Source organism: Streptomyces sp. CA-181903, from assembly GCF_050937075.1.
Lineage (GTDB): Bacteria > Actinomycetota > Actinomycetes > Streptomycetales > Streptomycetaceae > Streptomyces.
Genome location: NZ_JBNJLY010000001.1, coordinates 5,267,662 through 5,289,978, shown reverse-complemented (window position 1 = coordinate 5,289,978; position 22,317 = coordinate 5,267,662). Strand labels below are relative to the sequence as shown.

General features: G+C 72.3%; 21 protein-coding genes, 1 pseudogene and 1 riboswitch. Of the genes and pseudogenes, 6 read left to right on the top strand and 16 right to left on the bottom strand.

From position 1 onward, the window contains the following. Nucleotides 1-140: 140 nt before the first annotated feature. The 8 genes from ACQEVS_RS23690 to ACQEVS_RS23655 all read right to left on the bottom strand — a co-directional run bounded on the left by ACQEVS_RS23690 (nucleotide 141) and on the right by ACQEVS_RS23655 (nucleotide 9,292). The gene (locus tag ACQEVS_RS23690; RefSeq protein ID WP_433027838.1) at nucleotides 141-1,202 is read right to left on the bottom strand and encodes an ABC transporter ATP-binding protein; all 1,062 of its coding nucleotides are present in this window, start codon (nucleotides 1,200-1,202) and stop codon (nucleotides 141-143) included. A 38-nt stretch (nucleotides 1,203-1,240) separates the two neighbouring features. Continuing rightward, the gene (locus tag ACQEVS_RS23685; RefSeq protein ID WP_433023471.1) at nucleotides 1,241-2,344 is read right to left on the bottom strand and encodes an ABC transporter ATP-binding protein; all 1,104 of its coding nucleotides are present in this window, start codon (nucleotides 2,342-2,344) and stop codon (nucleotides 1,241-1,243) included. Further along, nucleotides 2,341-3,339, bottom strand: a complete 999-nt coding sequence (locus tag ACQEVS_RS23680) for an ABC transporter permease (protein WP_433023469.1) — start codon at nucleotides 3,337-3,339, stop codon at nucleotides 2,341-2,343. Before ACQEVS_RS23680 ends, ACQEVS_RS23685 begins: the two co-directional genes overlap by 4 nt. Nucleotides 3,340-3,473: 134 nt before the next feature. Next, nucleotides 3,474-5,255: an ABC transporter substrate-binding protein gene (locus ACQEVS_RS23675; RefSeq protein ID WP_433023467.1), complete on the bottom strand. Its 1,782-nt coding sequence runs from the start codon at nucleotides 5,253-5,255 to the stop codon at nucleotides 3,474-3,476. 172 nt (nucleotides 5,256-5,427) lie between these two features. Further along, nucleotides 5,428-6,432, bottom strand: coding sequence for an ABC transporter permease (locus tag ACQEVS_RS23670; protein ID WP_433023465.1), 1,005 nt, complete (start codon nucleotides 6,430-6,432; stop codon nucleotides 5,428-5,430). Between the two features lie 372 nt (nucleotides 6,433-6,804). Next, nucleotides 6,805-7,560 carry an enhanced serine sensitivity protein SseB C-terminal domain-containing protein gene (locus ACQEVS_RS23665; protein WP_433023463.1) on the bottom strand — a complete coding sequence of 252 codons (756 nt, stop codon included), beginning with the start codon at nucleotides 7,558-7,560 and terminating at the stop codon, nucleotides 6,805-6,807. A gap of 125 nt (nucleotides 7,561-7,685) precedes the next feature. Further along, the gene (locus ACQEVS_RS23660) at nucleotides 7,686-8,465 is read right to left on the bottom strand and encodes an enhanced serine sensitivity protein SseB C-terminal domain-containing protein (RefSeq protein ID WP_433023461.1); all 780 of its coding nucleotides are present in this window, start codon (nucleotides 8,463-8,465) and stop codon (nucleotides 7,686-7,688) included. After that, nucleotides 8,462-9,292, bottom strand: a complete 831-nt coding sequence (locus ACQEVS_RS23655) for an AAA family ATPase (protein ID WP_433023459.1) — start codon at nucleotides 9,290-9,292, stop codon at nucleotides 8,462-8,464. Before ACQEVS_RS23655 ends, ACQEVS_RS23660 begins: the two co-directional genes overlap by 4 nt. 218 nt (nucleotides 9,293-9,510) lie before the next feature. Then, a riboswitch (glycine riboswitch) is annotated at nucleotides 9,511-9,629 on the top strand. Nucleotides 9,630-9,787: 158 nt separating this feature from the next. On the opposite strand from ACQEVS_RS23655, the gene gcvT reads away from it, so the two are divergent. The 4 genes from gcvT (at nucleotide 9,788) to ACQEVS_RS23635 (ending at nucleotide 14,232) form a co-directional block, all read left to right on the top strand. Continuing rightward, nucleotides 9,788-10,939, top strand: coding sequence for a glycine cleavage system aminomethyltransferase GcvT (gene gcvT / locus ACQEVS_RS23650; protein WP_433023457.1), 1,152 nt, complete (start codon nucleotides 9,788-9,790; stop codon nucleotides 10,937-10,939). Between the two features lie 85 nt (nucleotides 10,940-11,024). Beyond that, entirely contained in the window at nucleotides 11,025-11,402 is a 378-nt protein-coding gene (gene gcvH / locus ACQEVS_RS23645) for a glycine cleavage system protein GcvH (protein WP_004949856.1), read from the top strand. A 55-nt stretch (nucleotides 11,403-11,457) separates the two neighbouring features. Further along, nucleotides 11,458-12,720, top strand: a complete 1,263-nt coding sequence (glyA, locus tag ACQEVS_RS23640; RefSeq protein WP_433023455.1) for a serine hydroxymethyltransferase — start codon at nucleotides 11,458-11,460, stop codon at nucleotides 12,718-12,720. Nucleotides 12,721-12,849: 129 nt separating this feature from the next. Further along, a complete protein-coding gene (locus ACQEVS_RS23635) occupies nucleotides 12,850-14,232 on the top strand; it encodes an L-serine ammonia-lyase (protein WP_433023453.1) in 1,383 nt (460 codons plus the stop codon). Nucleotides 14,233-14,292: 60 nt separating this feature from the next. On the opposite strand, the gene ACQEVS_RS23630 is transcribed toward ACQEVS_RS23635, so the two are convergent. The 7 genes and pseudogenes from ACQEVS_RS23630 to ACQEVS_RS23600 form a co-directional block, all read right to left on the bottom strand. Next, entirely contained in the window at nucleotides 14,293-15,405 is a 1,113-nt protein-coding gene (locus tag ACQEVS_RS23630) for a hypothetical protein (RefSeq protein ID WP_433028187.1), read from the bottom strand. Continuing rightward, complete coding sequence (locus ACQEVS_RS23625; RefSeq protein WP_433023451.1) at nucleotides 15,402-16,310, bottom strand: phytanoyl-CoA dioxygenase family protein; 909 nt, start codon at nucleotides 16,308-16,310, stop codon at nucleotides 15,402-15,404. The genes ACQEVS_RS23630 and ACQEVS_RS23625 overlap by 4 nt, the downstream gene beginning before the upstream one ends. A gap of 97 nt (nucleotides 16,311-16,407) precedes the next feature. Then, nucleotides 16,408-16,773, bottom strand: a pseudogene (locus ACQEVS_RS23620) (lasso peptide biosynthesis B2 protein); the annotation flags it as partial. A gap of 13 nt (nucleotides 16,774-16,786) precedes the next feature. Continuing rightward, the gene (locus tag ACQEVS_RS23615; protein ID WP_433023449.1) at nucleotides 16,787-17,038 is read right to left on the bottom strand and encodes a lasso peptide biosynthesis PqqD family chaperone; all 252 of its coding nucleotides are present in this window, start codon (nucleotides 17,036-17,038) and stop codon (nucleotides 16,787-16,789) included. Continuing rightward, on the bottom strand, nucleotides 17,032-18,831 hold the full coding sequence (locus ACQEVS_RS23610; RefSeq protein ID WP_433023447.1) for an asparagine synthase-related protein: 1,800 nt from the start codon (nucleotides 18,829-18,831) through the stop codon (nucleotides 17,032-17,034). The genes ACQEVS_RS23615 and ACQEVS_RS23610 overlap by 7 nt, the downstream gene beginning before the upstream one ends. A 119-nt stretch (nucleotides 18,832-18,950) precedes the next feature. Further along, a complete protein-coding gene (locus ACQEVS_RS23605; RefSeq protein ID WP_433023445.1) occupies nucleotides 18,951-19,073 on the bottom strand; it encodes a lasso RiPP family leader peptide-containing protein in 123 nt (40 codons plus the stop codon). A gap of 298 nt (nucleotides 19,074-19,371) precedes the next feature. Further along, a complete protein-coding gene (locus ACQEVS_RS23600) occupies nucleotides 19,372-19,668 on the bottom strand; it encodes a hypothetical protein (protein ID WP_433023443.1) in 297 nt (98 codons plus the stop codon). A 433-nt stretch (nucleotides 19,669-20,101) separates the two neighbouring features. Here ACQEVS_RS23600 and ACQEVS_RS23595 point away from each other — a divergent pair, with 433 nt between their 5' ends. Both ACQEVS_RS23595 and ACQEVS_RS23590 read left to right on the top strand, forming a co-directional pair. After that, a complete protein-coding gene (locus ACQEVS_RS23595) occupies nucleotides 20,102-21,412 on the top strand; it encodes a tetratricopeptide repeat protein (protein WP_433023441.1) in 1,311 nt (436 codons plus the stop codon). 16 nt (nucleotides 21,413-21,428) lie between these two features. Continuing rightward, nucleotides 21,429-21,794 (top strand): hypothetical protein, encoded by a 366-nt coding sequence (locus tag ACQEVS_RS23590; RefSeq protein ID WP_433023439.1) that lies wholly within the window; start codon nucleotides 21,429-21,431, stop codon nucleotides 21,792-21,794. A 37-nt stretch (nucleotides 21,795-21,831) separates the two neighbouring features. On the opposite strand, the gene ACQEVS_RS23585 is transcribed toward ACQEVS_RS23590, so the two are convergent. Continuing rightward, a complete protein-coding gene (locus tag ACQEVS_RS23585; protein WP_433023437.1) occupies nucleotides 21,832-22,230 on the bottom strand; it encodes a YunG family protein in 399 nt (132 codons plus the stop codon). Nucleotides 22,231-22,317 lie beyond the last annotated feature (87 nt).

Below are 22,317 nucleotides of genomic sequence, written 5' to 3'. Positions count from 1 at the left end.
GGGAGGGTTCCCGGGGGAGGGGGCCCGAGGGAGGGTCCCGGAGGTCTCCGGGGTTCCCGGGATGGGGCCCCGGGCCGGCCCCCTGAGCACCTCCCCCGGGCGGATCCCCCGCGCGGCGCCCTCCCGCTCGGCCTCCCCGCTCAGGCCGCCGCCCCCTCCGCCTTCCCCTCCGCCGGCTCCACCTGCTCCGGGTGGTGGCACGCCACCTGGTGGCCGGGCCGCAGCGCGGTCAGCACCGGCTCCTGCGTCCGGCACACCTCCGTCGCCTTCCAGCACCGGGTGTGGAACCGGCAGCCCGACGGCGGCGAGATCGGCGACGGCACGTCGCCCTTCAGCAGGATGCGCTCCCGCTGGGCCCGCCGCCGCGGGTCGGGCACCGGCACGGCCGAGAGGAGGGCCTTGGTGTAGGGGTGCATGGGGGTGCTGTAGAGCGAGCGGCGGTCGGTCAGCTCCACGATCTTGCCCAGGTACATCACCGCGATCCGGTCCGAGACGTGCCGGATCACCGACAGGTCGTGGGCGATGATGATGTACGTCAGCCCGAGCTCGTCCTGGAGGTCGTCCAGCAGGTTGACCACCTGGGCCTGAATCGAGACGTCCAGCGCGGAGACCGGCTCGTCGGCGATCACCAGCTTCGGCTTGAGCGCCAGCGCGCGGGCGATGCCGATGCGCTGCCGCTGGCCGCCGGAGAACTCGTGCGGGTAGCGGTTGTAGTGCTCGGGGTTGAGGCCCACCAGCCCCAGCAGCCGCTGTACTTCCTTCTTCACCCCGCCCTCCGGCGTGATGCCCTGGAGCCGGAACGGCGCGCCGACGATGGTGCCGACGGTGTGCCGGGGGTTCAGCGAGGAGTACGGGTCCTGGAAGATCATCTGGATGTCCCGGCGCATCGGGCGCATCCCGCCCACCCCCAGGTGGGAGATGTCCCGGCCCTCGAACTCCACGGTCCCGCCGGTGGGTTCGAGCAGCCGGGTGACCAGCCGGCCCATGGTGGACTTGCCGCAGCCCGACTCGCCGACCACGCCCAGGGTCTCGCCGGGGCGGACGTCGAAGCTGATGCCGTCCACGGCGTGCACGGCGCCGACCTGGCGGCGGAGCAGCCCCTTGGTGATCGGGAAGTGTTTGACCAGGCCCTCCACCCGGAGCAGGGGCCGGGCGCCGGCGTCCGAGGCGGCGGCCGGCGCCTTCTCGTCCGGCGCTCCCACGGAGACCGCGTCGTTGTCTTCAGGCACAGCTCGGTCCTTCACAGCTTGGGAGCGATCTCTTCGGTCCAGATCCGCGTCCGTTGCTCCTGCGTCATGTGGCAGGCGGCGACGTGGCCCCGGCTCTTCTCCCCCGTCACCGGCTGGAGTTCGGGCCGTACGGTCCGGGTGACGTCCTCCCCCGGGACGTCGGCGTACGGGCAGCGCGGGCTGAAGGCGCAGCCCGGCGGCACGTTGATCAGGCTGGGCGGCGAGCCCTTGACCGGGATCAGCCGTTCGGTCTGGTCGCGGTCGATGCGCGGCATGGATCCGAGCAGGCCCCAGGTGTAGGGGTGCTGGGGCTCGTAGAAGACCTGCTCGGCCGGGCCGCGTTCGACGCAGCGGCCGCCGTACATGACGAGGATGTCGTCGGCGAGTTCGGCGACCACGCCCAGGTCGTGGGTGATGATGATGACGGCGGAGCCGAACTCCTTCTGGAGGTCGCGGATGAGGTCGAGGATCTGCGCCTGGACGGTGACGTCGAGGGCGGTCGTCGGTTCGTCCGCGATGAGCAGGGCGGGGTTGTTGACCAGCGCCATGGCGATCATGGCGCGTTGCCGCATGCCGCCGGAGAACTGGTGCGGGTAGTCGTCCACCCGGCGGTCGGGCTGCGGGATGCCGACGCGGTCGAGGAGTTCGACGGCCCGTTTGCGGGCGGTCTTCTTGTCGGTGTCGTGGTGGGTCCGGTACGCCTCGGCGATCTGCGCGCCGATGGTGAAGTAGGGGTGCATGGCGGACAGCGGGTCCTGGAAGATCATCGCCATTTCGCGGCCGCGCAGCCGGCGGACCTCTTCGGGGTCGGCGGTGAGCAGTTCCTTGCCGTCCAGCCAGATCTCCCCGGAGATCCGGGCCTTGCGCCGGCCGTACTGGCCGACGGTGTGCAGGCCCATGATCCCGAGCGAGCTGACGGACTTGCCGGAGCCGGACTCGCCGACGATGCCGAGCGTGCGGCCCTTCTCCAGCCGGAACGAGAGCCCGTCGACCGACTTGACCACGCCGTCGTCGGTCGGGAAGTGGATGCGCAGGTCGCGGACGTCCAGGTAGGCGCGGCCGCCACCCGGCGGTTCCGCGGCCGTCTCGACGGCCGGCTCGGGGGTGGTGGTCATGAGAGCCTCACACGGGGGTCGATCACGGCGTAGAGCAGGTCCACCACGAGGTTGGCGATGACGACGGCGGTGGCGGCGATGAGCACCACGCCGAGGATGATCGGCAGGTCGCGGTTGTTGATGGCGGTGACCGCGGCCTGGCCGAGACCGGGCAGGTTGAAGGCGCTCTCGGTGAGGATCGCGCTGCCGACCAGGGCGCCGAGGTCCATGCCCAGGATGGTGGCGATGGGGGTCATGGTGGAGCGCATGGCGTGCTTGCCGATCACCACGCGTTCGGTGAGCCCCTTGGCGCGGGCGGTGCGGATGTAGTCCTCGCCGAGCACTTCCATCATGGTGGCGCGGGTGAGCCGGGCGTACATGGCCGCGTAGAGGAAGGCGAGGGCGACCCAGGGCAGGATCAGCCCGCCGAACCAGCCGGCCGGGTCGTCGGCGAAGTCCACGTACTCGGACGAGGTCCAGCCGAGCTTGTACTTGAACAGGGCGAGCAGCAGCAGGGCGGTGAAGTAGATCGGCAGCGAGACGCCGGCCAGGGCGGTCATCATCGCGCCGCGGTCGATCTTGGTGCCGCGCTTGAGGGCGGAGACCACGCCGGCGGTGACGCCGAGCAGCAGCCAGATGACGCAGGCGCCGCCGGCGAGCGAGAGGGTCGGGGGCAGCCGGTCGGTGAGGATCGGCCAGACGGCCTGCTCGGTGCGGAAGGAGTAGCCGAAACAGGGGGCCGCGCAGTGGTCGGTGGTGCCGCCCCCGGTGTAGTCGCGGCCGGCGAAGATGCCGCTGATGAAGTGCCAGAACTGGACCAGGACCGGGTCGCTCAGCCCGAGCTTCTGCCGGATGCCCTCGATCGTCTGCGGGTCCGCCTGCTTGCCGACGTACATGGCGGCGGGGTCGGCCCCGGTGAGCTTGGGGATGGTGAAGAAGATGAAGAAGGTCACCAACGTGACCACGAGCAGCATCACGATGACGGCGAACAGTCGCCTGACGATGTAAGCGAACACTGCGGTCGGCCCGGCGGCGGTCCGGTGGACGGGGTGTCCACCGGACCGCCGCACTCGGCCCTCACCTGCCCTTCGGGCCTAGCGGCGGGAGTGCCGGAGGAGCGGATGGACGATCGACTGCGGCCCGTGCGCGGTCACTTGACGACTCCCAGGGCCTGGTAGTCGTACCGGCCGTTGTAGGCGTCCGTCGTGTAGACGTTGGTCAGCCGGGAGCTGCGCCAGATGATGTTCTTCTCGTAGGTGAAGGGCAGGTACCAGGCGCCCTCCATGACCTTCTTGTCGGCCTCCTGGTAGATCGCCCCCGCCTTCTTCGGGTCGCTCTCCGCGATGGCCTGGTCCATGAGCTTGTTGACCTCGGGGTCGTTGAGCTCGGGGTAGTTCTGGTTGGCGGTGTCGAGGATGAACCGGCCGTCCACGATGGGCTGGAGGAAGCCCTGGCCGCTGGGGAAGTCCGCGCCCCAGCCGAAGACGATGATCCCGTAGTTCTTGTTCTTGACGTTCGCCGGGGCGCCGACGACGGTCGACGACTGGGCGCCGTCGTACTGGTCGATCTGCGTCTCGATGCCGATCTTCTTCAGTGACGCCTGGAGCGACTCGGCGGTGGCGATCTCCTGCGGCTTGTTGTTCCGCACCGCGATGGTGGTCTTGAAGCCGTCCGGCTTGCCGCAGGCCCTCAGCTCCTCCTTGGCCTTGGCCGGGTCGGCCGCGCCCTGCTTGAGGTTGTACGGGTCGTAGGACCCGTCGTGCCCGGTGACGGCCGGCGGGATCATGTTGAGGCCGATGTCACCGCCCGCCTCGGGGCCGCCGCGGGCCGTCTGGAGGGAGGTGTGGTCGGCGCCGTAGATGACCGCCTTGCGGCAGTGCACGTTGTCGAACGGCGCGACGGACTTGGGGAAGGCCGCGTACCGGATGAAGCCGGTCTGCGGGTTGTCCAGGTTGCTCTTGGCGGTCTGCAGCGCCTTCTGGCGGCCGGCGGAGCCCATGCCGGTGGCGTTGAGGTCGACGTCGTAGTTGCCCGCGATCAGGTCGCTGTCCATCGCGTCCGCGTTGGTGGTGAACTTGACCGAGATCTTGTCCGGCAGGGCCTTGCGGACCTGGTCGGAGTCCTTGTTCCACTTGTCGTTGCGGACGAGCACCATGTTCTTGTTGGGGTCGTACGACTGGAACTTGTACGGGCCGCTGGAGAACGGCCGGAGGCTGTACTTTTCCGCGGTGTCCTTGTCCTGGGGCACCGGGCTGGCCGCGGGCAGCGCCAGCATCTGGAGGAAGTCGCCGTTGGGCTTGGCCAGTTTGAAGGTGATGGTCTTGGCGTTGGGCGTCTCGATCGCGGACAGGCCCAGCTTGTCCTTGCTGTCGTCCTTGAAGGGGCCCTTGTACTTCTTGTCGGGGTCCAGGACCTGCATCAGCCAGGTGGGGCCGCCGGAGATCTTGTCCTGCGCCCAGGTGCGCTCGATGCCGTACTTGATGTCCTGGGCGGTGATCGGTCTGCCGTCCTCCCAGGCGATCCCGTCCTTCAGGGTGAAGGTGTAGGTCTTCTTGTCGTCCGAGACCTTGCCCAGGTCGGTGGCCAGGTCCGGCACCAGCTCGGCGCTGCCGTGGCCCGGCGCGGGCTTGGGGGTGACGAGGGTGCGGACGTAGTAGCGGGCGAAGTCCCAGGCGAAGCCGTAGTACATACGCTGGGGGTCCCAGGAGTCCGACTCCTGGGTGGCGATGAACTTCAGCTCGCCGCCCTTCTTGTCGGACGGGCTGGCGACCTTCTCGACGCCCGCGTTGAAGCCGGGGCCCTTGCCGCCGCCCCCGCCGCCCTTGTCGTTCTTGCTTCCTCCGCCACCACAGGCGGTGACCCCGACAAGGGCCGCGACCACCAGTGCCGCGCCAGCGGCCGTTCCGCGCCTCGAAGTCCAGTGCGTTGCCAAGATGTCGCGACCTCCGTGATCGTCGCGGGCCGGGGAGCGGACCGCGATGGGGGTGATTCCTTCAGCTCGTACTCCTGATGCCGGAGGACCGGACGGGCGGCGGTACGTTTCCGCTGCCGCACGTCCGTGAAGTCACTCCGCGCAAGGTGGTGTTGGGGTGTGCGGGGGGCGGCTAGCGCGAGCCCTTGGGGTCCAGGGCGTCCCGTACGCCGTCCCCGAAGAGGTTGAACGCCAGCACGGTGACGAAGATGGCGAGGCCCGGGATCACCATGAACATCGGGTCGCCCTCATAGGTGTTGACGGCCTTGGAGAGCATCTGCCCCCAGGACGACGTGGGCGGCTTGACGCCGGCGCCGAGGAAGCTGAGCGCGGCCTCGGTGAGGACGTTGGTCGGGATCATCAGCGTGGCGTAGACGGTGATCGGCGCGACCAGGTTGGGCAGCAGCTCGCGGAAGAGGATGTACGTCCGGCCGGCGCCCAGGCTGCGCGCCGCCTCCACGTACTCGCGCTCTCTCAGCGAGAGCGTCTGCCCGCGCACGATGCGCCCCACGTAGGGCCAGCCGAAGAAGCCGATCACCGCGATGAGGACGGCCATCCGGACGCCCGAACCGGTCAGTCCCCAGAGCTCGTTGGGGACGACGGAGATCAGCGCGATGATGAAGAGCAGCTGCGGGAAGGCCAGCAGCGCGTCCATCACCCGGCTCACCACGGTGTCCACCCAGCCGCCGAAGTAGCCGGCGATGATGCCCAGGACGGTGCCGATCACCACGGCGACCACGGCCGCGAGGAAGGCGACGAGGAGGGAGACCCGGGCGCCGTAGACGACCCGGCTGAAGACGTCCCGGCCGTTGACCGGCTCGACGCCGAACAGGAAGTCCCCGTTGATGCCGCCCCATGAGCCCTTCGGGGTGCCGAAGAGGGGGTCGATCTGGTCCTCGTGGTACTCGTTCGGCGGGTGGCCCAGCAGGTCCACGATCAGCGGGGCGAAGATCGCGACCAGGATGAGCAGCAGGACCACGATCCCGCCGGCGAGGGCCAGTTTGTCGCGCTTGAGCCGTGTCCAGGCGATGCGCCACGGGGAGCGGCCCTCGATCGTCGTGCCCGGGACCGGGAGTTCCGCGTCGGCGACGACGGTCGCGGTCCCGGTCGCGCTCGTCTCGGGGAGTGGTGCCGTCATCGTTCGCTGGACCCCTCTCGGCCGGGGGAACCGGCCTCCGCCGGCCGCCCGGGGGCGGCAGGTCGACCATCACTGACACATGCGGTGCTGTGCGGTGCTGTGGTGCGGGAAGTACAAGCGGAGCTGGTCGTACACCGGACCTGCGGGTCCTTGGCTCGGGAGTCTTCAACGCGTTCACGATCACCCGCCAGACCTGGCAACCAATGGATGCGCAACCGTGATGTGCGATGCGAGGTTCCGTTATACGGACGGGGGTTGACGCTCAGCAGGGGAAACGGCAGCGGACGGGCGCCTCGTCCGTCACCCGCGGCGCCCGGGTGCGATTCCGTCGCGGGGGACGCGCGTGTCGCGGGAAGGCGTGCCCGGGGTGCGCTAGTGCGGGTACCCGTACCCCGGCGCCGCCGCGCCGCTCGGGGCTGCGTGGCCGTAGAACGGGCGGGCGTGGGCGCGCATCCACAGGGCCACCGGGTCGAACTCGTCCGACATCGCCACCGTGGACACCGGCAGCCCCTCCGGCACCACGGCCACCACCTGCTGCATCATCGCCCGGACGGACTCCACGGCGGGCGGCGAGGTGTCGTACAGGTCGAGGCCGATCGCCAGGTACGCGGCGCCGATCGCCGGCTGCACCCAGGCGCGGCGCAGTGCCCGGACGGCCGGCGTGCGCTGGGCGTGCTGGGCGAGCAGGGCGTAGAACCGGGCGATGTCGACGGTGGGTTCGCTGATCTGGAGGGGGCCCGCGGGCAGCCGGTCCAGGCCGCCGGCGATGCGGCGCAGGTCGAGCCAGGGGATGCCGACGCCGCCGCCGGGGGCGTGCGGGTTGAGCCACAGGCCCCAGCGGCCGGGGTAGAGGGAGGCGGCGAGGGAGCGGCCGGTGACGACCTCGTGGGCGCGGTTCCAGCCGCTGGCGGCGAGCTCGCGCTCGGAGGTGACGCACGGGGCGTAGCCGAGGCCGTCGACCTCCATGTTCCCGTACTGGGCGTCGGGCGAGCCGGGCCGGCCGTGCCAGAGCAGCATCCACAGCCGGCCGTCGGCGACGGCGCGCAGCAGCGATTCGTAGACGTCGTACCGCCCGGGCGCCACTTGGCGCAGCACCTGCTCCACGCCGCTCTCCGCGCCCGCGCTCACCTGATCCCGCCCCTTCTCCCGGCGGACGCTCGCGTCGCGTCCGCCCCCTGCCTCACGGCGCGGTCGCGCCTCCCGTACGGTCGTCCAACCAGCTTACGAGGCCGGGGCGGCATGCAGGGGAGCAGTCACCGGTCACGGTCGTAGAACGGTGCGACGCGGTCCCGCATCCAGTCGGCGACCGGGTCGCGGGTGACGTCGAGGAAGACCGTGCGGACCGGCCAGGGGACGGGGGCGGAGCCCAGGGCGCGGCCCAGCGCGGCCACGGCGGCGGCGCGGCTGTCGTCGTCGGGGAGGTCGAGCTCCACGCCGACGAAGAGCTCCGGCGGGCCGCCCTCGACGCTCGCCAGGGCGCGGCGGGCGGTGCGCACGGCGCGGGCGGCGGTGAACTCCAGGCCCGCGGCGGCCAGGAAGGCGGTGGGCTCGTCCTGCCAGTAGGGCTCGTGCAGGCGCACCCGGCCGCCGGTGGGCTCGCCCTCCAGCCGCAGCCGGCCGGCCCGGCAGAGCTCGGCGACGGCGGCGGGCGGCAGCGGCGCGCCGACCGTGCCCTCGGGGTTGACGACGATGCCCACCTGCGGGGGCAGGCCGCGGGCGAACTCCACGGCGGGGGCGACCGCGTGGGCCATGTGGTCGCCGACGACGCGGCGGAACTGCTCCTCGGAGCTGAACACCGGCACGAACGCGGCGCCGCCGAGCTCGATGGTGGGCAGGTCGAGGTCGCGGCTGTCGGGGCCGCCGCCCTTGGGCAGGGGTATCCAGACCTCGCTGCGGCCGAGCGCCTCGACGACGCGCTCGCCGGTGCCGGGGACGCCCGCGCAGGCGGCGAGGGTCTCCTCCAGTTCGTTGGCGGGCCAGCCGGGCGCCTCGCCCCGGACCCGCTTTGTGCCGTGCAGCTCGGGGCCGCTCATCCGTTCTCCCCACGATCTCGTCGCGCTCGCACCCGCACCTTAACGGCCGACTCCCCGTCAGGGGGCGGGAGGGGCGTACCGGCCGGGCGAGGAGGCGGCCGCCGCGCGAGGGGGGCGGCGGGGGCGGGCTCGGTGACGGGCGGTCCCGCCGCGCCCGGCCCCGCGAAGGTGATCGTCCGCAGGGCCGCCGCGGCCGGGCGGTCGAGCAGGAACACGCTCGCCGCGCCCTTCGGCGAGCGGCCCGCCGCCGTCGCCGCGACCAGCCGCTCCATGGCGCGGCGGTGGCGCCCGAACGCGGCCCGGGAGACCGTCCGTCCCCGGGCCCGCTGCCCGGCGAGCGCGGTCCCGGGCTCGACGGCGAGCAACAGGACGTGCAGCGCGGTCCCGCGCCGGCGCGCCTCGCGGGCCAGCAGCCGGCGGACCCAGGCTCGCTGCCCGCAGTCGTGCACGACGAGGCTCGCGCCGGAGCGCAGGGCGCGCCACAGGCGGGCGTAGTGCGCGAGGCGCGCGAGGGGGCGGTAGGCGCCGTACGGGAGCCGTACGGGCAGGGCGCGCAGCCGGCGCTCCAGGCGGGCCCGGGAATCCTGCGAGTCGACGCGGCGCACGGGGTCGCCGCGGCCGTCGAGGGCGGGCACGACCCGTCGCATCAGGGTGGACTTCCCGGCGCCGGGCAGGCCGGAGACGACCAGCAGGTCCCCGGCGCGGCAGCGCAGCTCCGTCACGGCCGGCACCGCCCCGCGCAGGTCGCGCGCCCGCGCCCCGACGGCCCGCTCCGCCCGTGCCGCCCGCGCCGCATCCGCCGCGTCCCTCCGGCCGCCCGTTCGCACCGCTCCCCCGTCCTCGTCCGCCGCCGCGCGGCCCCGCCGCTCCCTCGCCCGGTGCCCACGGTGTACCCCACCCGCATACGGACGGAGTAAAGGAAAAGTAATCCAATGCGATGGGCTCCGAACGGTCCATCGCACGCCCGTACGTGCAATGATGTGCGCGCCAAGAGCACGACCACCTGCGTACACGCGCACCTGCGTACAACTGCATACCGGCCGCTCGAATCCGCGCGGGAGAGTTCCGGCCATGTGCCTGCCGCACCGCGGCACGCCGCATGCCGGGCGCCGAAGGAGCAAGTTCCTCCCTTGAATCTCTCAGGCCCCGTACCGCGCAGGGTGAGGCAGATCTGAAAAGCGGACCGCCCGGCGGTCCCACCCAAGGTGCAAGCCGCGTGCCCTCCGGGGCTCCCGGTGAACCTCTCAGGTTCCGATGACAGATGGGGAGGCCGTCCTTCGACGTCCCCGCGTCCTCGCGACCGCTGCCCGGGAGCCTTGATCATGTCTGCCGCAGAGACCTCACAGCCCTCAGAGACCGCCGCCCCGCGTCGTACCGCGCTCGACGCGCTGCACCGCGCCCTGGGCGCGACGATGACCGACTTCGCCGGCTGGGACATGCCCCTCCGCTACGGGAGCGAGCGCGACGAGCACGTGGCCGTCCGCACCCGCGCCGGTCTGTTCGACCTCTCGCACATGGGCGAGATCACCCTTACGGGTCCGCAGGCCGGCCAGGCCCTGGACCACGCCCTGGTGGGCAACCTCTCCGCGCTGAAGCCCGGCCGTGCCCGCTACACGATGATCTGCGACGAGCGCGGCGGCATCCTGGACGACCTGATCGTCTACCGGCTGGCGGACCAGGAGTACATGGTCGTCGCCAACGCCTCCAACGCCCAGGTCGTGCTGGACGCGCTCACCGAGCGGGCCGCGGGCTTCGAGGCCGAGGTGCGCGACGACCGCGAGAACTACGCGCTGCTCGCCGTCCAGGGCCCGGCCTCCCCCGCCATCCTGAAGTCGGTCACCGACGCCGACCTGGACGGCCTGAAGTACTACGCGGGCCTGCCCGGCACGGTCGCCGGCGTCCCGGCGCTGATCGCCCGCACCGGCTACACCGGCGAGGACGGCTTCGAGCTGTTCGTCGCCCCCGCCGACGCGGAGAAGCTGTGGCAGGCGCTCACCGAGGCGGGCGCGGACGCCGGTCTGGTGCCGTGCGGCCTGTCCTGCCGGGACACGCTCCGCCTGGAGGCGGGCATGCCGCTGTACGGGCACGAGCTGACCACCGCGACCACGCCGTTCGACGCCGGGCTCGGCCGCGTCGTCAAGTTCGACAAGCCCGGCGACTTCGTGGGGCGCGCGGCGCTGGAGGCCGCCGCCGAGCGCGCCGCGGACGCCCCGCCGCGCAAGCTGGTGGGCCTGGTGGCGGCCGGGCGGCGGGTGCCGCGGGCCGGCTACCCGGTGGTGGACGCCGCCTCGGGCGCGGTCATCGGCGAGGTCACCTCGGGCGCCCCCTCCCCCACGCTCGGCAAGCCGATCGCCATCGCCTACGTGGACGCGGCCCACGCCGCCCCCGGCACGGCCGGGGTCGCGGTGGACATCCGCGGCAGCCACGAGCCGTACGAGGTCGTCGCCCTGCCGTTCTACAAGCGGGAGCACTGAGCCCGCCCGCCGTCCCCGCCGTCTTCTGTCTCACCTGTCAAGACCCCTTGCACGAGCATCCATCCGCGTACAGGAGAATCGACCCATGAGCAACCCCCAGCACCTCCGCTACACCAAGGAGCACGAGTGGCTGTCGGCCACGGATGAGAACGGTGTGGCGACGGTGGGTATCACCGAGTTCGCCGCCAACGCGCTCGGCGACGTCGTCTACGCCCAGCTCCCGGCCGTCGGCGACACCATCACCGCAGGCGAGACCTGCGGTGAGCTGGAGTCCACCAAGTCGGTCAGCGACCTCTTCGCCCCCGTCACGGGCGAGGTCGTCGAGGCCAACCAGGACGTCGTGGACGACCCCTCGCTGGTGAACTCCGCCCCCTTCGAGGGCGGCTGGCTGTTCAAGGTGAAGATCACGGACGAGCCGGCGGAGCTGCTGACCGCCGACGCGTACACGGACTTCGCCGGCTGACCCCGCGTCCCGCCTTCCCCCGGCCCCTCCCGGCCCCTCCCGCCAGGAAGAACTCATGTCGCTTCTGAACAGCTCCCTCCATGAGCTCGACCCCGACGTCGCCGCCGCCGTCGACGCCGAACTCCACCGTCAGCAGTCCACGCTGGAAATGATCGCCTCGGAGAACTTCGCTCCGGTCGCGGTCATGGAGGCCCAGGGCTCGGTCCTCACCAACAAGTACGCCGAGGGCTACCCGGGCCGCCGCTACTACGGCGGCTGCGAGCACGTCGACGTCGTCGAGCAGATCGCCATCGACCGGATCAAGGCGCTGTTCGGCGCCGAGGCCGCCAACGTGCAGCCGCACTCGGGCGCCCAGGCCAACGCCGCGGCGATGTTCGCGCTGCTGAAGCCGGGCGACACGATCCTGGGTCTGAACCTCGCCCACGGCGGGCACCTGACCCACGGCATGAAGATCAACTTCTCGGGCAAGCTCTACGACGTGGTCGCCTACCACGTCGACGAGCAGACCAACCTGGTCGACATGGAGGAGGTCGAGCGCCTCGCCAAGGAGCACCGCCCCAAGCTGATCATCGCCGGCTGGTCCGCCTACCCGCGGCAGCTGGACTTCGCGGCCTTCCGCCGGATCGCCGACGAGGTCGGCGCGTACCTGATGGTCGACATGGCCCACTTCGCGGGCCTGGTCGCCGCCGGGCTGCACCCCTCCCCGGTGCCGCACGCGCACGTCGTCACCACCACCACGCACAAGACCCTCGGCGGTCCGCGCGGCGGTGTGATCCTCTCCACGGCCGAGCTCGCCAAGAAGATCAACTCGGCGGTCTTCCCCGGTCAGCAGGGCGGTCCGCTGGAGCACGTGATCGCGGCCAAGGCGGTCTCCTTCAAGGTCGCGGCCAGCGAGGAGTTCAAGGAGCGCCAGCAGCGCACGCTGGAGGGCGCGAAGATCCTGGCCGAGCGCCTGGTCCAGGACGACGTCAAGGAGCACGGCGTCTCCGTCCTGTCCGGCGGCACGGACGTGCACCTGGTCCTCGTCGACCTGCGCCACTCCCAGCTGGACGGCCAGCAGGCCGAGGACCGCCTCCACGAGGTCGGCATCACGGTCAACCGCAACGCCGTCCCGAACGACCCGCGTCCCCCGATGGTCACCTCGGGCCTGCGGATCGGCACCCCGGCGCTGGCCACCCGCGGCTTCACCACCGAGGACTTCCGCGAGGTCGCGGACGTCATCGCGGAGGCCCTGAAGCCCGAGTACGACGCCCCGGCGCTGCGCGCCCGCGTCACCGCGCTGGCGGACAAGCACCCGCTGTACCCCGGCCTGAAGTAGGACCGGACCTCCGGTTTTACCGGGTTGTACGGGGCATCGCGCACACTGGTGGTGAGCGCGGTGCCCCGCACCACGTCACGCACAGCCGTAAACCCCCTCGTACCACCCCCGACCCAAGGAGCTGCCACCGTGGCCATCTCCGTATTCGATCTCTTCTCGATCGGCATAGGCCCGTCCAGCTCCCACACGGTCGGCCCGATGCGCGCCGCCCGGATGTTCGTGGGCCGCCTGAAGAAGGACGGCCTGCTCGCCCAGACCGCCTCGGTGCGCGCGGAGCTCTTCGGCTCCCTCGGCGCCACCGGGCACGGCCACGGGACGCCCAAGGCCGTCCTGCTCGGCCTGGAGGGCCACTCGCCGCGCACCGTCGACGTCGAGATCGCCGACGACGAGGTGGAGCGCATCCGCACCACCAAGCGCCTGCGCCTCCTCGGCACCGAGATCGGCTCGGCCCACGAGATCGACTTCGACGCCTCCACCCAGCTGATCCTGCACCGCCGCCGCGCCCTGCCGTACCACGCCAACGGCATGACCCTCTTCGCCTACGACGAGAGCGGCGCGCCCCTGCTGGAGAAGACCTACTACTCGGTCGGCGGCGGCTTCGTGGTGGACGAGGACGCGGTCGGCGCCGACCGGATCGTCCCCGACGACACCGTCCTGAAGTACCCCTTCCGCACCGGCGACGAGCTGCTGCGGATGTCCCGCGAATCCGGCCTGTCGATCTCCGCGATGATGATGGAGAACGAGAAGGCGTGGCGCACCGAGGACGAGATCCGGGCCGGCCTGCTGGAGATCTGGCGCGTCATGCAGGCGTGCGTCAGCCGCGGCATGTCCCGGGAGGGCATCCTCCCCGGCGGCCTCAAGGTCCGCCGCCGCGCCGCGAGCACGTCGCGCCAGCTGCGTGCCGAGGGCGACGCGCAGGCCCGCGCGATGGAGTGGATCACCGTCTACGCGATGGCGGTCAACGAGGAGAACGCGGCCGGCGGCCGGGTCGTCACCGCGCCCACCAACGGCGCCGCCGGCATCATCCCGGCCGTCCTCCACTACTACATGAACTTCGTGCCCGGCGCGGACGAGGAGGGCGTCGTCCGCTTCCTGCTCGCCGCGGGCGCGATCGGCATGCTCTTCAAGGAGAACGCCTCCATCTCCGGCGCCGAGGTCGGCTGCCAGGGCGAGGTCGGCTCGGCCTGCTCCATGGCCTCCGGCGGCCTCGCCGAGGTCATGGGCGGCTCCCCCGAGCAGGTCGAGAACGCGGCCGAGATCGGCATGGAGCACAACCTCGGCCTCACCTGCGACCCGGTCGGCGGCCTGGTGCAGATCCCCTGCATCGAGCGCAACGGCATGGCCGCGGCGAAGGCCGTCACGGCCGCCCGCATGGCCCTGCGCGGCGACGGCCGGCACCACGTCTCCCTCGACAAGGTCATCAAGACCATGAAGGAGACCGGCGCCGACATGAAGGTCAAGTACAAGGAGACGGCCCGGGGCGGGCTGGCGGTCAACGTCATCGAGTGCTGAGCCCCCGACCTCGCGAGCGCCCCGCCCGGACTCCCGGGCGGGGCGCCGCCGTTGCGGCCGTCAGGCGTGCACCCGCCGGTGTTCGAGCCGGGCCGTCCGGGCCGTCTCGACCGCCGCGGCCGAGACGTAGAGGGTGAGCGCCCGCCCGCCGTGGACCAGCTTGGCCGCCACCCAGTGGAACGGGTTCGCCCGCTCCGGTACGGCGGCGGCGTGGTCGTCCACCAGCCGCCCGACCCCCGCCAGGAGCGCCGGGCCGAGGCTTTCGCGCAGCCTGTCGTGCGGCTCGCGCCGGCGCGGGGCGTACAGGTCGAACGGCAGGTACAGCGTGGCGTCGTCCGGCCGCGTCCCGTCGCGCGACGTCATGCTCCAGCACAGCGTCGGGCGTACCCCGGGCATGTCGAGCGGCTTCGAGCCCGGCGGGGCGGTGTCCGTCACCAGGCCCGTCGCGGCGGCCGCCGCGGCGGGGCCCAACGGGGCCAGGCGGGCTTCGAGTTCGGCGGTCGAGCGTTCCGCGACCGTCGTGTAGAACTTCATCCGGGCGTGCGGGGACTCGTCCACGTCGAGCGCGAAGAAGGCCGGCATCAGGTGGGCCATGCCCCGCGGGTCGTGGCACCGCAGCCAGCTCCACGCGCCGCGCTGCCCGAGCCGGTCGAGCGCCGTCGCGACGGTCTCCCGGCTGCGCTCGGTGCCCGCCGCCAGCGTGTCGAAGTACACCTTGGGGCGCGCGATCCCCGAGGCGCGGACCGAAGCCGCCAGGCACATCCCGAACGCCGCCCGCCCGCTGCGCGGCCGGAACAGACCGGCGACCCGCCGGGCCCGCTCCGGGCGCGCGAGGCCCAGGCGTTCCAGCCCGTCCAGCGTCCGCAGGCCGCGCTCCCAGCTCCCGGCCGCGGAGGCGGGGCCCCGCGCGGGGAGCGGCCGGAAGAAGATCCGGACGTCGGCGCGGTCCCCGTCGAGTACGAGGGAGTACTCGAACGGGGCGGTCGCCACGGCGTCCTGCCGGGTCCCGCCGCCGTCGGTGTCCCGCGAGACCCGGTGCCCCCACCCGTCGAAGAGGTGCCGTACGGATTCCTCGGCCGCCGCGTCGAAACGTCTCCCCAGGCCGAACGCCTCTCCCAGGTAGCGCAGGCCGTCGACGGCCAGTCCGGCGTAGCCGGGCCGCTCGGCCGTCACGGGGCGACCGCGTCGGCGACCCGCGGCAGGTAGGGCTTGGCGTCGATCCCGGGGTACATCCGCTCCAGGTGCGCGATCGTCTCGTCGGTCCAGTAGTCGTCCCCGGGCGGCGGGAAGCCCAGGAGGTGGCGCTGGCGCGGGCTCAGCTCGACCATGAGCTCGTGCTGGGTGTGCCAGTTGGGGTGGGCGGGGCGCATCGACCACAGGTGCTTGTCCGTCCAACGGGCCTGCGCGGCGTGCATGTTGAAGAAGAGCGCCAGCCGCCGCCCGTACCGCCCGTTGTAGGCCGACCCCCGGTGCACGATGTCGCCGACGAACAGCAGGAGCGAGCCGGCCTCGGCTTCCACCGGCCGCTCCCGCTCGTACAGTTCGGGGTAATCCGCTTTGTCGTACGAGCCCTTGCCCGCGTCGGTCAGCAGGGGCAGCCCGAGGTGCGCGGCGCGGTCGACGACGTAGGTGGGCCCGGTGTCCACGGTCACGTCGGTCAGGTAGAGGATGCCGTACACGCGCTGGTAGACGCCGTCCGCCCGCGGGTGCACCAGGCTGCTGGCCGCCCAGGCGTCGTTGTGCAGGGTCTGGTCCCGGCTCTCCCCGTACGCCGTGCCGTACTTGGCCTGGATGAAGGAGCTCGTCAGCCGCAGGTCGGTGGTGCCGAGCAGTTCCTCGACGACGTCGATGACCCGGGGGTCGAGCGCGTGCCGGTTGAGGTCGTTGCTGGTGAAGGGGAACGGGACCGCGTGCTTGAGGCCGTTGACCTCCTCGGGCGTGCTCCCGTTCGCCTCCGGGTCGGGGAAGTAGGTGGCGACCGCGGCCTGCGCCCGTGCGAGGGCCTCGCCGGTCAGGAAGCCGGGCACCAGCGCGTATCCCCGGCCGGCCAGTCGCTCCGCTATGCGCTTGGTGTCCATGGTGTCCGTCCGTCTCGGCTCTCGGTGGGGTGGTCGTGCGGCCTGCCGCTCCGTCCGGTGCGGGGGCCCGGGATACGACGATGTTCTTGTGAAAGGCGTCCAGCCGCAGGGACTCGCCGACCGCCCGGCCCTCGACCTCGATCCAGGCGTGCGCGGCGAAGGGCAGCAGGCTGACGCCGGAGACCCAGTCGGGCCAGCTGCCCCGCAGGCGGGCCAGCAGGGCCGCGGCGATCGACCGCTCCAGGCAGTACGGGCCGGCGGCGCGGCGGCTGACGGAGACGACGTCGGCGCGCGCGGCGAGGGCCTCGGCGCGGGTGGCGGGCCGGGCGCCGCGGCTGAGCAGGCGCAGCACCCGCTCCAGCGCGTGCGGGCTCAGCCGGGTCAGCAGGCGGCTCACCGCGACGGCCAGCACCGGCAGGGGCAGCCGGCGCAGGGGCAGCCGGGCGCGGGGTTCCAGGGTCATGGGGAGTGTCACGTCAGATCAGCACCTTCGCGCGTCGCATGGTGTCGATCAGCCTCGCGACGTCGCCGGGTATCCGGCCGGCCGCCTCCGGGTGGCGTGCGCACAGCTCGCCCACGACCTCGTCCGGTGTGCATCCGGCGGCGAGCATCTCGAAGACCGCCGTCCCGGTCGGGTTGACCCGGAAGTACGTGCCGGACTTCTTGTCCAGGAGAACGGCCGCGTCCTCGGTCTTGGTGAGGACGACGTGCGGGGAGATCTTCAGCATGGTGAGGCCAGTCGTCGGTGGGTGAGGGGGCGTTCGGGCGCCGGAGCGGGCGCCTGCGCGACGGCCCGCATCCAGACCTCGGCGGCGACGGTCGTCTCCAGCGCGTTGGTCTCGTACTCGGGACGCATGGTGTCCCGCAGGCCGGCGCGCAGCCGGTCGATGTCCACCAGGCCGTGCTCGGCGAGCAGCGAGTCCTCGAACAGGCCGAGGAGCGGACGGCGGTTGCGGGCCAGGCCACGGTGGACCGACATGCTGAACTCGCCCTTGGTGGAGCGCGACAGCGCGCCCGCCCGGGAGTCCGGCGGCGCGCCCACGCGCATGGCGGCCTTCAGGACGGGCTTGAACCCGGTGCCCGGCAGGGCCTCGGCACGTGAGACCGACAGGGCGGCCTCCAGTACCGCGTCGTCCATGTACGGCAGGGACAGCGTGATGCCGTGGTGTTCCATCAGGGCTCTCAGCGGACCCAGCCGTTGTCCGCCGATGCGGTGTCCCGCGACGCTGGTGTGCACCGAGCGGGTGCCGGCCTGCGGGGTCCGGCCGGCATCGGCGGCGGTCGCGACCGCGCGCACGGCGTCGACGCCCGCGGGGGTCGACCACGGGGGCACGCGGACCTGCGGACCCCAGTTCAGGCCGGGGCCGAGGAGGTCCGGCCGGGGCAGGTGCACACTGCGCAACTGCTCCTCGAACCAGCCCTGGTACGTCTGCCGCCGGGCGAGCGCGCGCAGGACGGAGGGCATGCTCCAGCGCCTCAGCCGCGCGAGGTCGCGGATCCCTAGGACCGCCGCCAGGGGTGCGTGCGCGGAGAGGTCGGCGAAGTGCGACGGCGCGACGGTGAACAGCTCGTCGCCCCCGAATCCGCCGATGTGCGTGTCCGAGCCGGTGGCGGCGAAGATCTTCGCCATCGCGGTCTTCCGCGCCCGGTTCCGGATCAGGGTGTACGGCTCGCCCAGTCCGTACGGGACGTCCTCGACGAGCCCGCGGCCGGGTTCCCAGATGCCGTCGTACGGGCCGGGGACGTCCTCGGGGCCGAGGACCGTCAGCTGCCGGTCGATCTCCCGGGCGGCGATCGCCGCCCAGTGGGCGTCGTCGTGGTTGGGGTCGACGGTCCGCTCGACGAAGCACGGGAAGCGGGCGCCCTGGCCGGCCAGCAGGAAGCAGAGGGACGTCGAGTCCATGCCGCCCGACAGGTCCGCCGAGAGGCCGCCGGCCGTGGCCCGCCGGACGGCCACCGCCTCCTCCAGTGCGGCCCGTACCCCCGGCGCGCCGTCGGCCACCGACAGCGCCGGCGCCGGGGGGCGCCACCAGGTGGTGAGCTCGGCCCGGTCGGCGGTCATGCGCAGCCGCCGGTCGGCGGGGAGCCGGTGGACCCCGTGCCAGTAGGTGCCGTGGGTCAGCCCGTAGTCGAAGCCGGGGTGCAACATCCCCCAGGCCGCCATCTCGATGCGCGGAGTGGCGCCGCCGAGCCGGGCCAGCGGTTCGACCGAGTCGGACGCGGCGTACGAGCCGTCCCGGCACCGGGCGTAGAACACCTGGCGCAGGCCCGAGGCGCTCCCCTGGACGTGGGTCGAACGGCCGTCGGCGTAGAGGATGTGAAAGCTGCCGGAGATCTCGTGCGCGGCGGCCATCAGGCCGACGACGTCGTCGTGCCGCGCCAGCAGGCAGGCCAGACGCCCCGCGTCGATGCTCGTCTCACCGAACAGCGCGAGGCGTCTGACGCCGGCTTCCGCGACGATCAGGCGGGAATGGGAGCAGTCCGCGATCACCCACGTCCGGCCTGACGCGTACGTCAGCACTTCGGCGTTCTCGGTCGGCCCGGGGTGGACCGGACATGCGTCATCGGCATTCTCCGGGAAAGCGATGAACCATGACGCGCTCAAGGAATCCCCCAGCCGACCGAATGCGTACACCGCGATCAGATGATCGCGGTACCCTCGCCGTCGTTGCTGGCCCAGCCGTACCACATCGTGACCTCGGAGAACTCGCCGATGGGCAGCATTTCGGGCGCCTCGTACTCGACAATCTCGTGATCGTTCATATGCGTCACCCCCTTCCCCTCGTTGGGGCCGCAACTTAACAAGAGGGGGCGGTGGTTCGCGAGAACGCGTTTTCGGTGTGGCCGCCGATTATGGCCGGAAGAAACGGTCCGGACGGGTTGGGAATATCGAACTCCTTTTACCGGGTGACGGGCATGTCCACTGGTCCCCTCGCGAATCGGGCGCGCGGCGCGACGCGACGCGCACGCGGCGGCGACGCACCGCCGAGTGGACTCGAACGGCCGGAACAGGCCCTCTTGTTGAGCCCCCCCAACGCGGTCGCGCCCGGTTCGACCGCCGTCAGCCGTGCACCCGCCGGTGCTCCCGCCGCCAGTGCCCGGCCCGTTCCCCAGCGATCCGGCCTTCGGCGGCCGTGTCCCCCGCCCGCACCGCGCCGGCGAGCGCGTCCCGGAGCGACGCGCAGCGGGCGCAGGGGCGGCGGGGCCGCTGGGAGACCGCGGGGAGGGAGTACATGCCTACGGCGACGGGCGGCGGGCCGGATGTGTGCGGGACGGTGACCACGTACTCGTGCATGATCGCCAGGTCGGGCCGCCGGGGGCTCGTCGCATGCGTGTTCACGTCACCCGATCCGGTCATCCTGCACCCCTTCCGGGCTGAGCCCCAGGGCGCGCCGCTCGTCCGGCGACGCGAGGCTCAGCCTGTACCGCGGGCACCACCAGGACCCGGTACCCCCGATTCCCAGAAGCCGTACCTTGCCGCCCTGAGTCTCCCTCACGAGTCCCAGCTTTCCCGTGTCCATGTCCTTGACCAGTCGCCCCAGCGGCACCGGCGCCGCCGCGGCCGTGGACGGCGGTACGAGTGGCGGGCGGTCGGGAGCGTGCGGGGTTTCGCTGCCGTGGAAGTCTGCCATTTGTCTCCATTGGGGGTCATGGCGGTCACTCGTACAGAGAACCAACGGGGCGGCCCCGGCGGTACGGTTGGGGAGGGCGTCATGACTTAAGAGCTTTAAATGACCGTCCGGCACAAGGGCGTGAGTGCTGTGAGTGAACCGCGGGGCAATGCATGCCTCATGAGGCTGTACCGCGAGACGGGCTGGACGCTGCGCCGGTTCGCGCAGGAGGTGAACCGGCTCGGGACCGAGCGCGGGACGCCGCTCAAGTACCGCGAGCCGTCGGTTCACCAATGGCTCGCCGGGCACCTGCCCAAGGAGTCCGTGCGGCCGCTCGTCGTGGAGGCGCTGGCCCGGCGGCTGGGGCGGCCGGTGGCGTACGCGGAGGCCGGGTTTCCCCCTCCCGGCGAGGGGATCACGGAGGACGCGGGCACCACCGAAGGGCTGCTCGCCCTCGGCCGGCAGGACATGGACCCGTCGCGGCGCGGCGTCCTGGGAGCCGGCCTGTTCTCCGTCGCGCTGACCGTCCCGCACTGGCAGGACGTGGTCGGCCGCATGGAGGCGGTCGGGTACGGCGAGCAGCACCGGTACGGCGAGTCGGACGTCGCCATGGTGTCCGCGATGACCGAGCGGATCTCGGAGCTGGACGACCGTTTCGGCGGGCGCCACGCGCGGCCGATGGCGGCGGCGTTCCTCGTCAACACCGTGGCGCCGTACCTCCGCGCGGACGCCCCCGAGCCCGTACGGCAGGCGATGATGTCGGCCGCCGCCGACCTGTGTTACCTGACCGGTTACATGGCCGTCGACGAGGGCTTCCACGGCCTGGCCCAGCGCTACTACGTCAAGGCTCTGGAGCTGGCCGGTGCGGCGGGCGACCACCTCACGTACTGCACGACCCTGCGCGGGATGAGCGTCCAGGCCGTGGACCTCGGGCACGGGCGCGAGGCGCTGCGCCTCGCCGACGCGGCGGCCGCCGCGTCCCCGCAGGCCGGCCCTCGGATGCGCGCCTTCCTTGCCGGGCAGCAGGCGCACGCGGCGGCCCGCACCGGCGACCGCGCGGGTGCGCTGGCGTACCTCCGGGAGGCGGAGGTGGCGATGGAGAAGGCCGAGTCCCGGGCGAGGGCGTTCGGTTCGTACGATCCGTCGTCACTGCTGTACCACGTGAGCCAGGTCCGCCACGAACTCCGGGACGTCTCCGGTTCGGTGGCCGCGCTGAAGGAGTCCGATCGGGTGCGGCAGGGAGTGTTCCGGCGGGCCCGCGTACGGCACCGCTGCACCCTCGCCGAACGGCAGTGGGAACTGGGCCACTTGGAGGAAGCCTGCCGCACCTGGCACCTCGCCCTGGACGACTACCCCGACGTCCATTCCGGCCGCGCGGACGACCGCGTCCGTGCCCTGAACGCCCGCCTCCGCCCCCATCTGCGCAACCGCGCCGCGAGGGAACTCCACGAACGGGCGCGCCGCCTCGCCCCCGCGCTCGTCGGGACGTGAACCGAAAGGGACCCCCTTGTCCGAGAACGAAGGCGCCCGGCTGTTCCGCGAAGCGTGGATCGCCGGCGTGCGCGCGCACTTTCCCGGGGAGCCCAAGCCCGGCTACGTCACCCCGTGGGAGGACACACCGGACTGGGAAAGGGCCGCATGGGGAGCGGTGTACGAGCAGGTGCGGCGGTTCCTCGCCGTCAGCGACGGGCACGCGGCGCGGCAGACGCGCGAGCAGAAGGGCCGGTTCGTGGCCCTCTGCTGGACCGCGCAGATGTACCGGCATTTCGCGGATCCGAAGCCGGGCTATGTCGCGGACTGGCCGGAACTGCCGGCATGGCAGCGCGAGACGGACGCCGACGTCTTCGAGGCGATCGAGAAGGCGGTCGGCTGAGCCTCACCCCGGGGGCCATCTTCCCACACGGCCCGGCTCAAGCGGCCGGCTCCGGCAGGTGTCCGAGGTGCCCGGTGACGCGTTCGCGCAGCAGGAGGTACGCGTCCCAGCGGCGGACCGGGCCCGGCGGGCGCTCGACGACGCGGGCCTCGGTGATCGTCTGGCCCCGCCGGAACTGTTCGCGGGTCACGTCGAGTTCGACGCCGCTGGGCAACCGGTTCCACCAGTGGTATCCCTGCCGGCGACCGTCGAGCCGGACCACCCCGACCACCAGTTCGCCGCCGAAGACGTCGTTCACGACGAGCGCCGTGATGTCGCAGTGCCCCCAAGCGGGGTTGGCGGGGCTCCAGTCGGACCGGTCGTCGGGCGAGCAGGTGTCGGCGGACCAGCTCGCCCGCAGGGCCGCGTCGAGGTCGGAGAAACTCCAGGGGGTCATGCCGGCAGCATCGCAGACCCCACTGACATCCCCGGATGACCGCCGGCCGAGGCGGACGCGCACCGGGCGGTAGCGGCTACTCCGCCG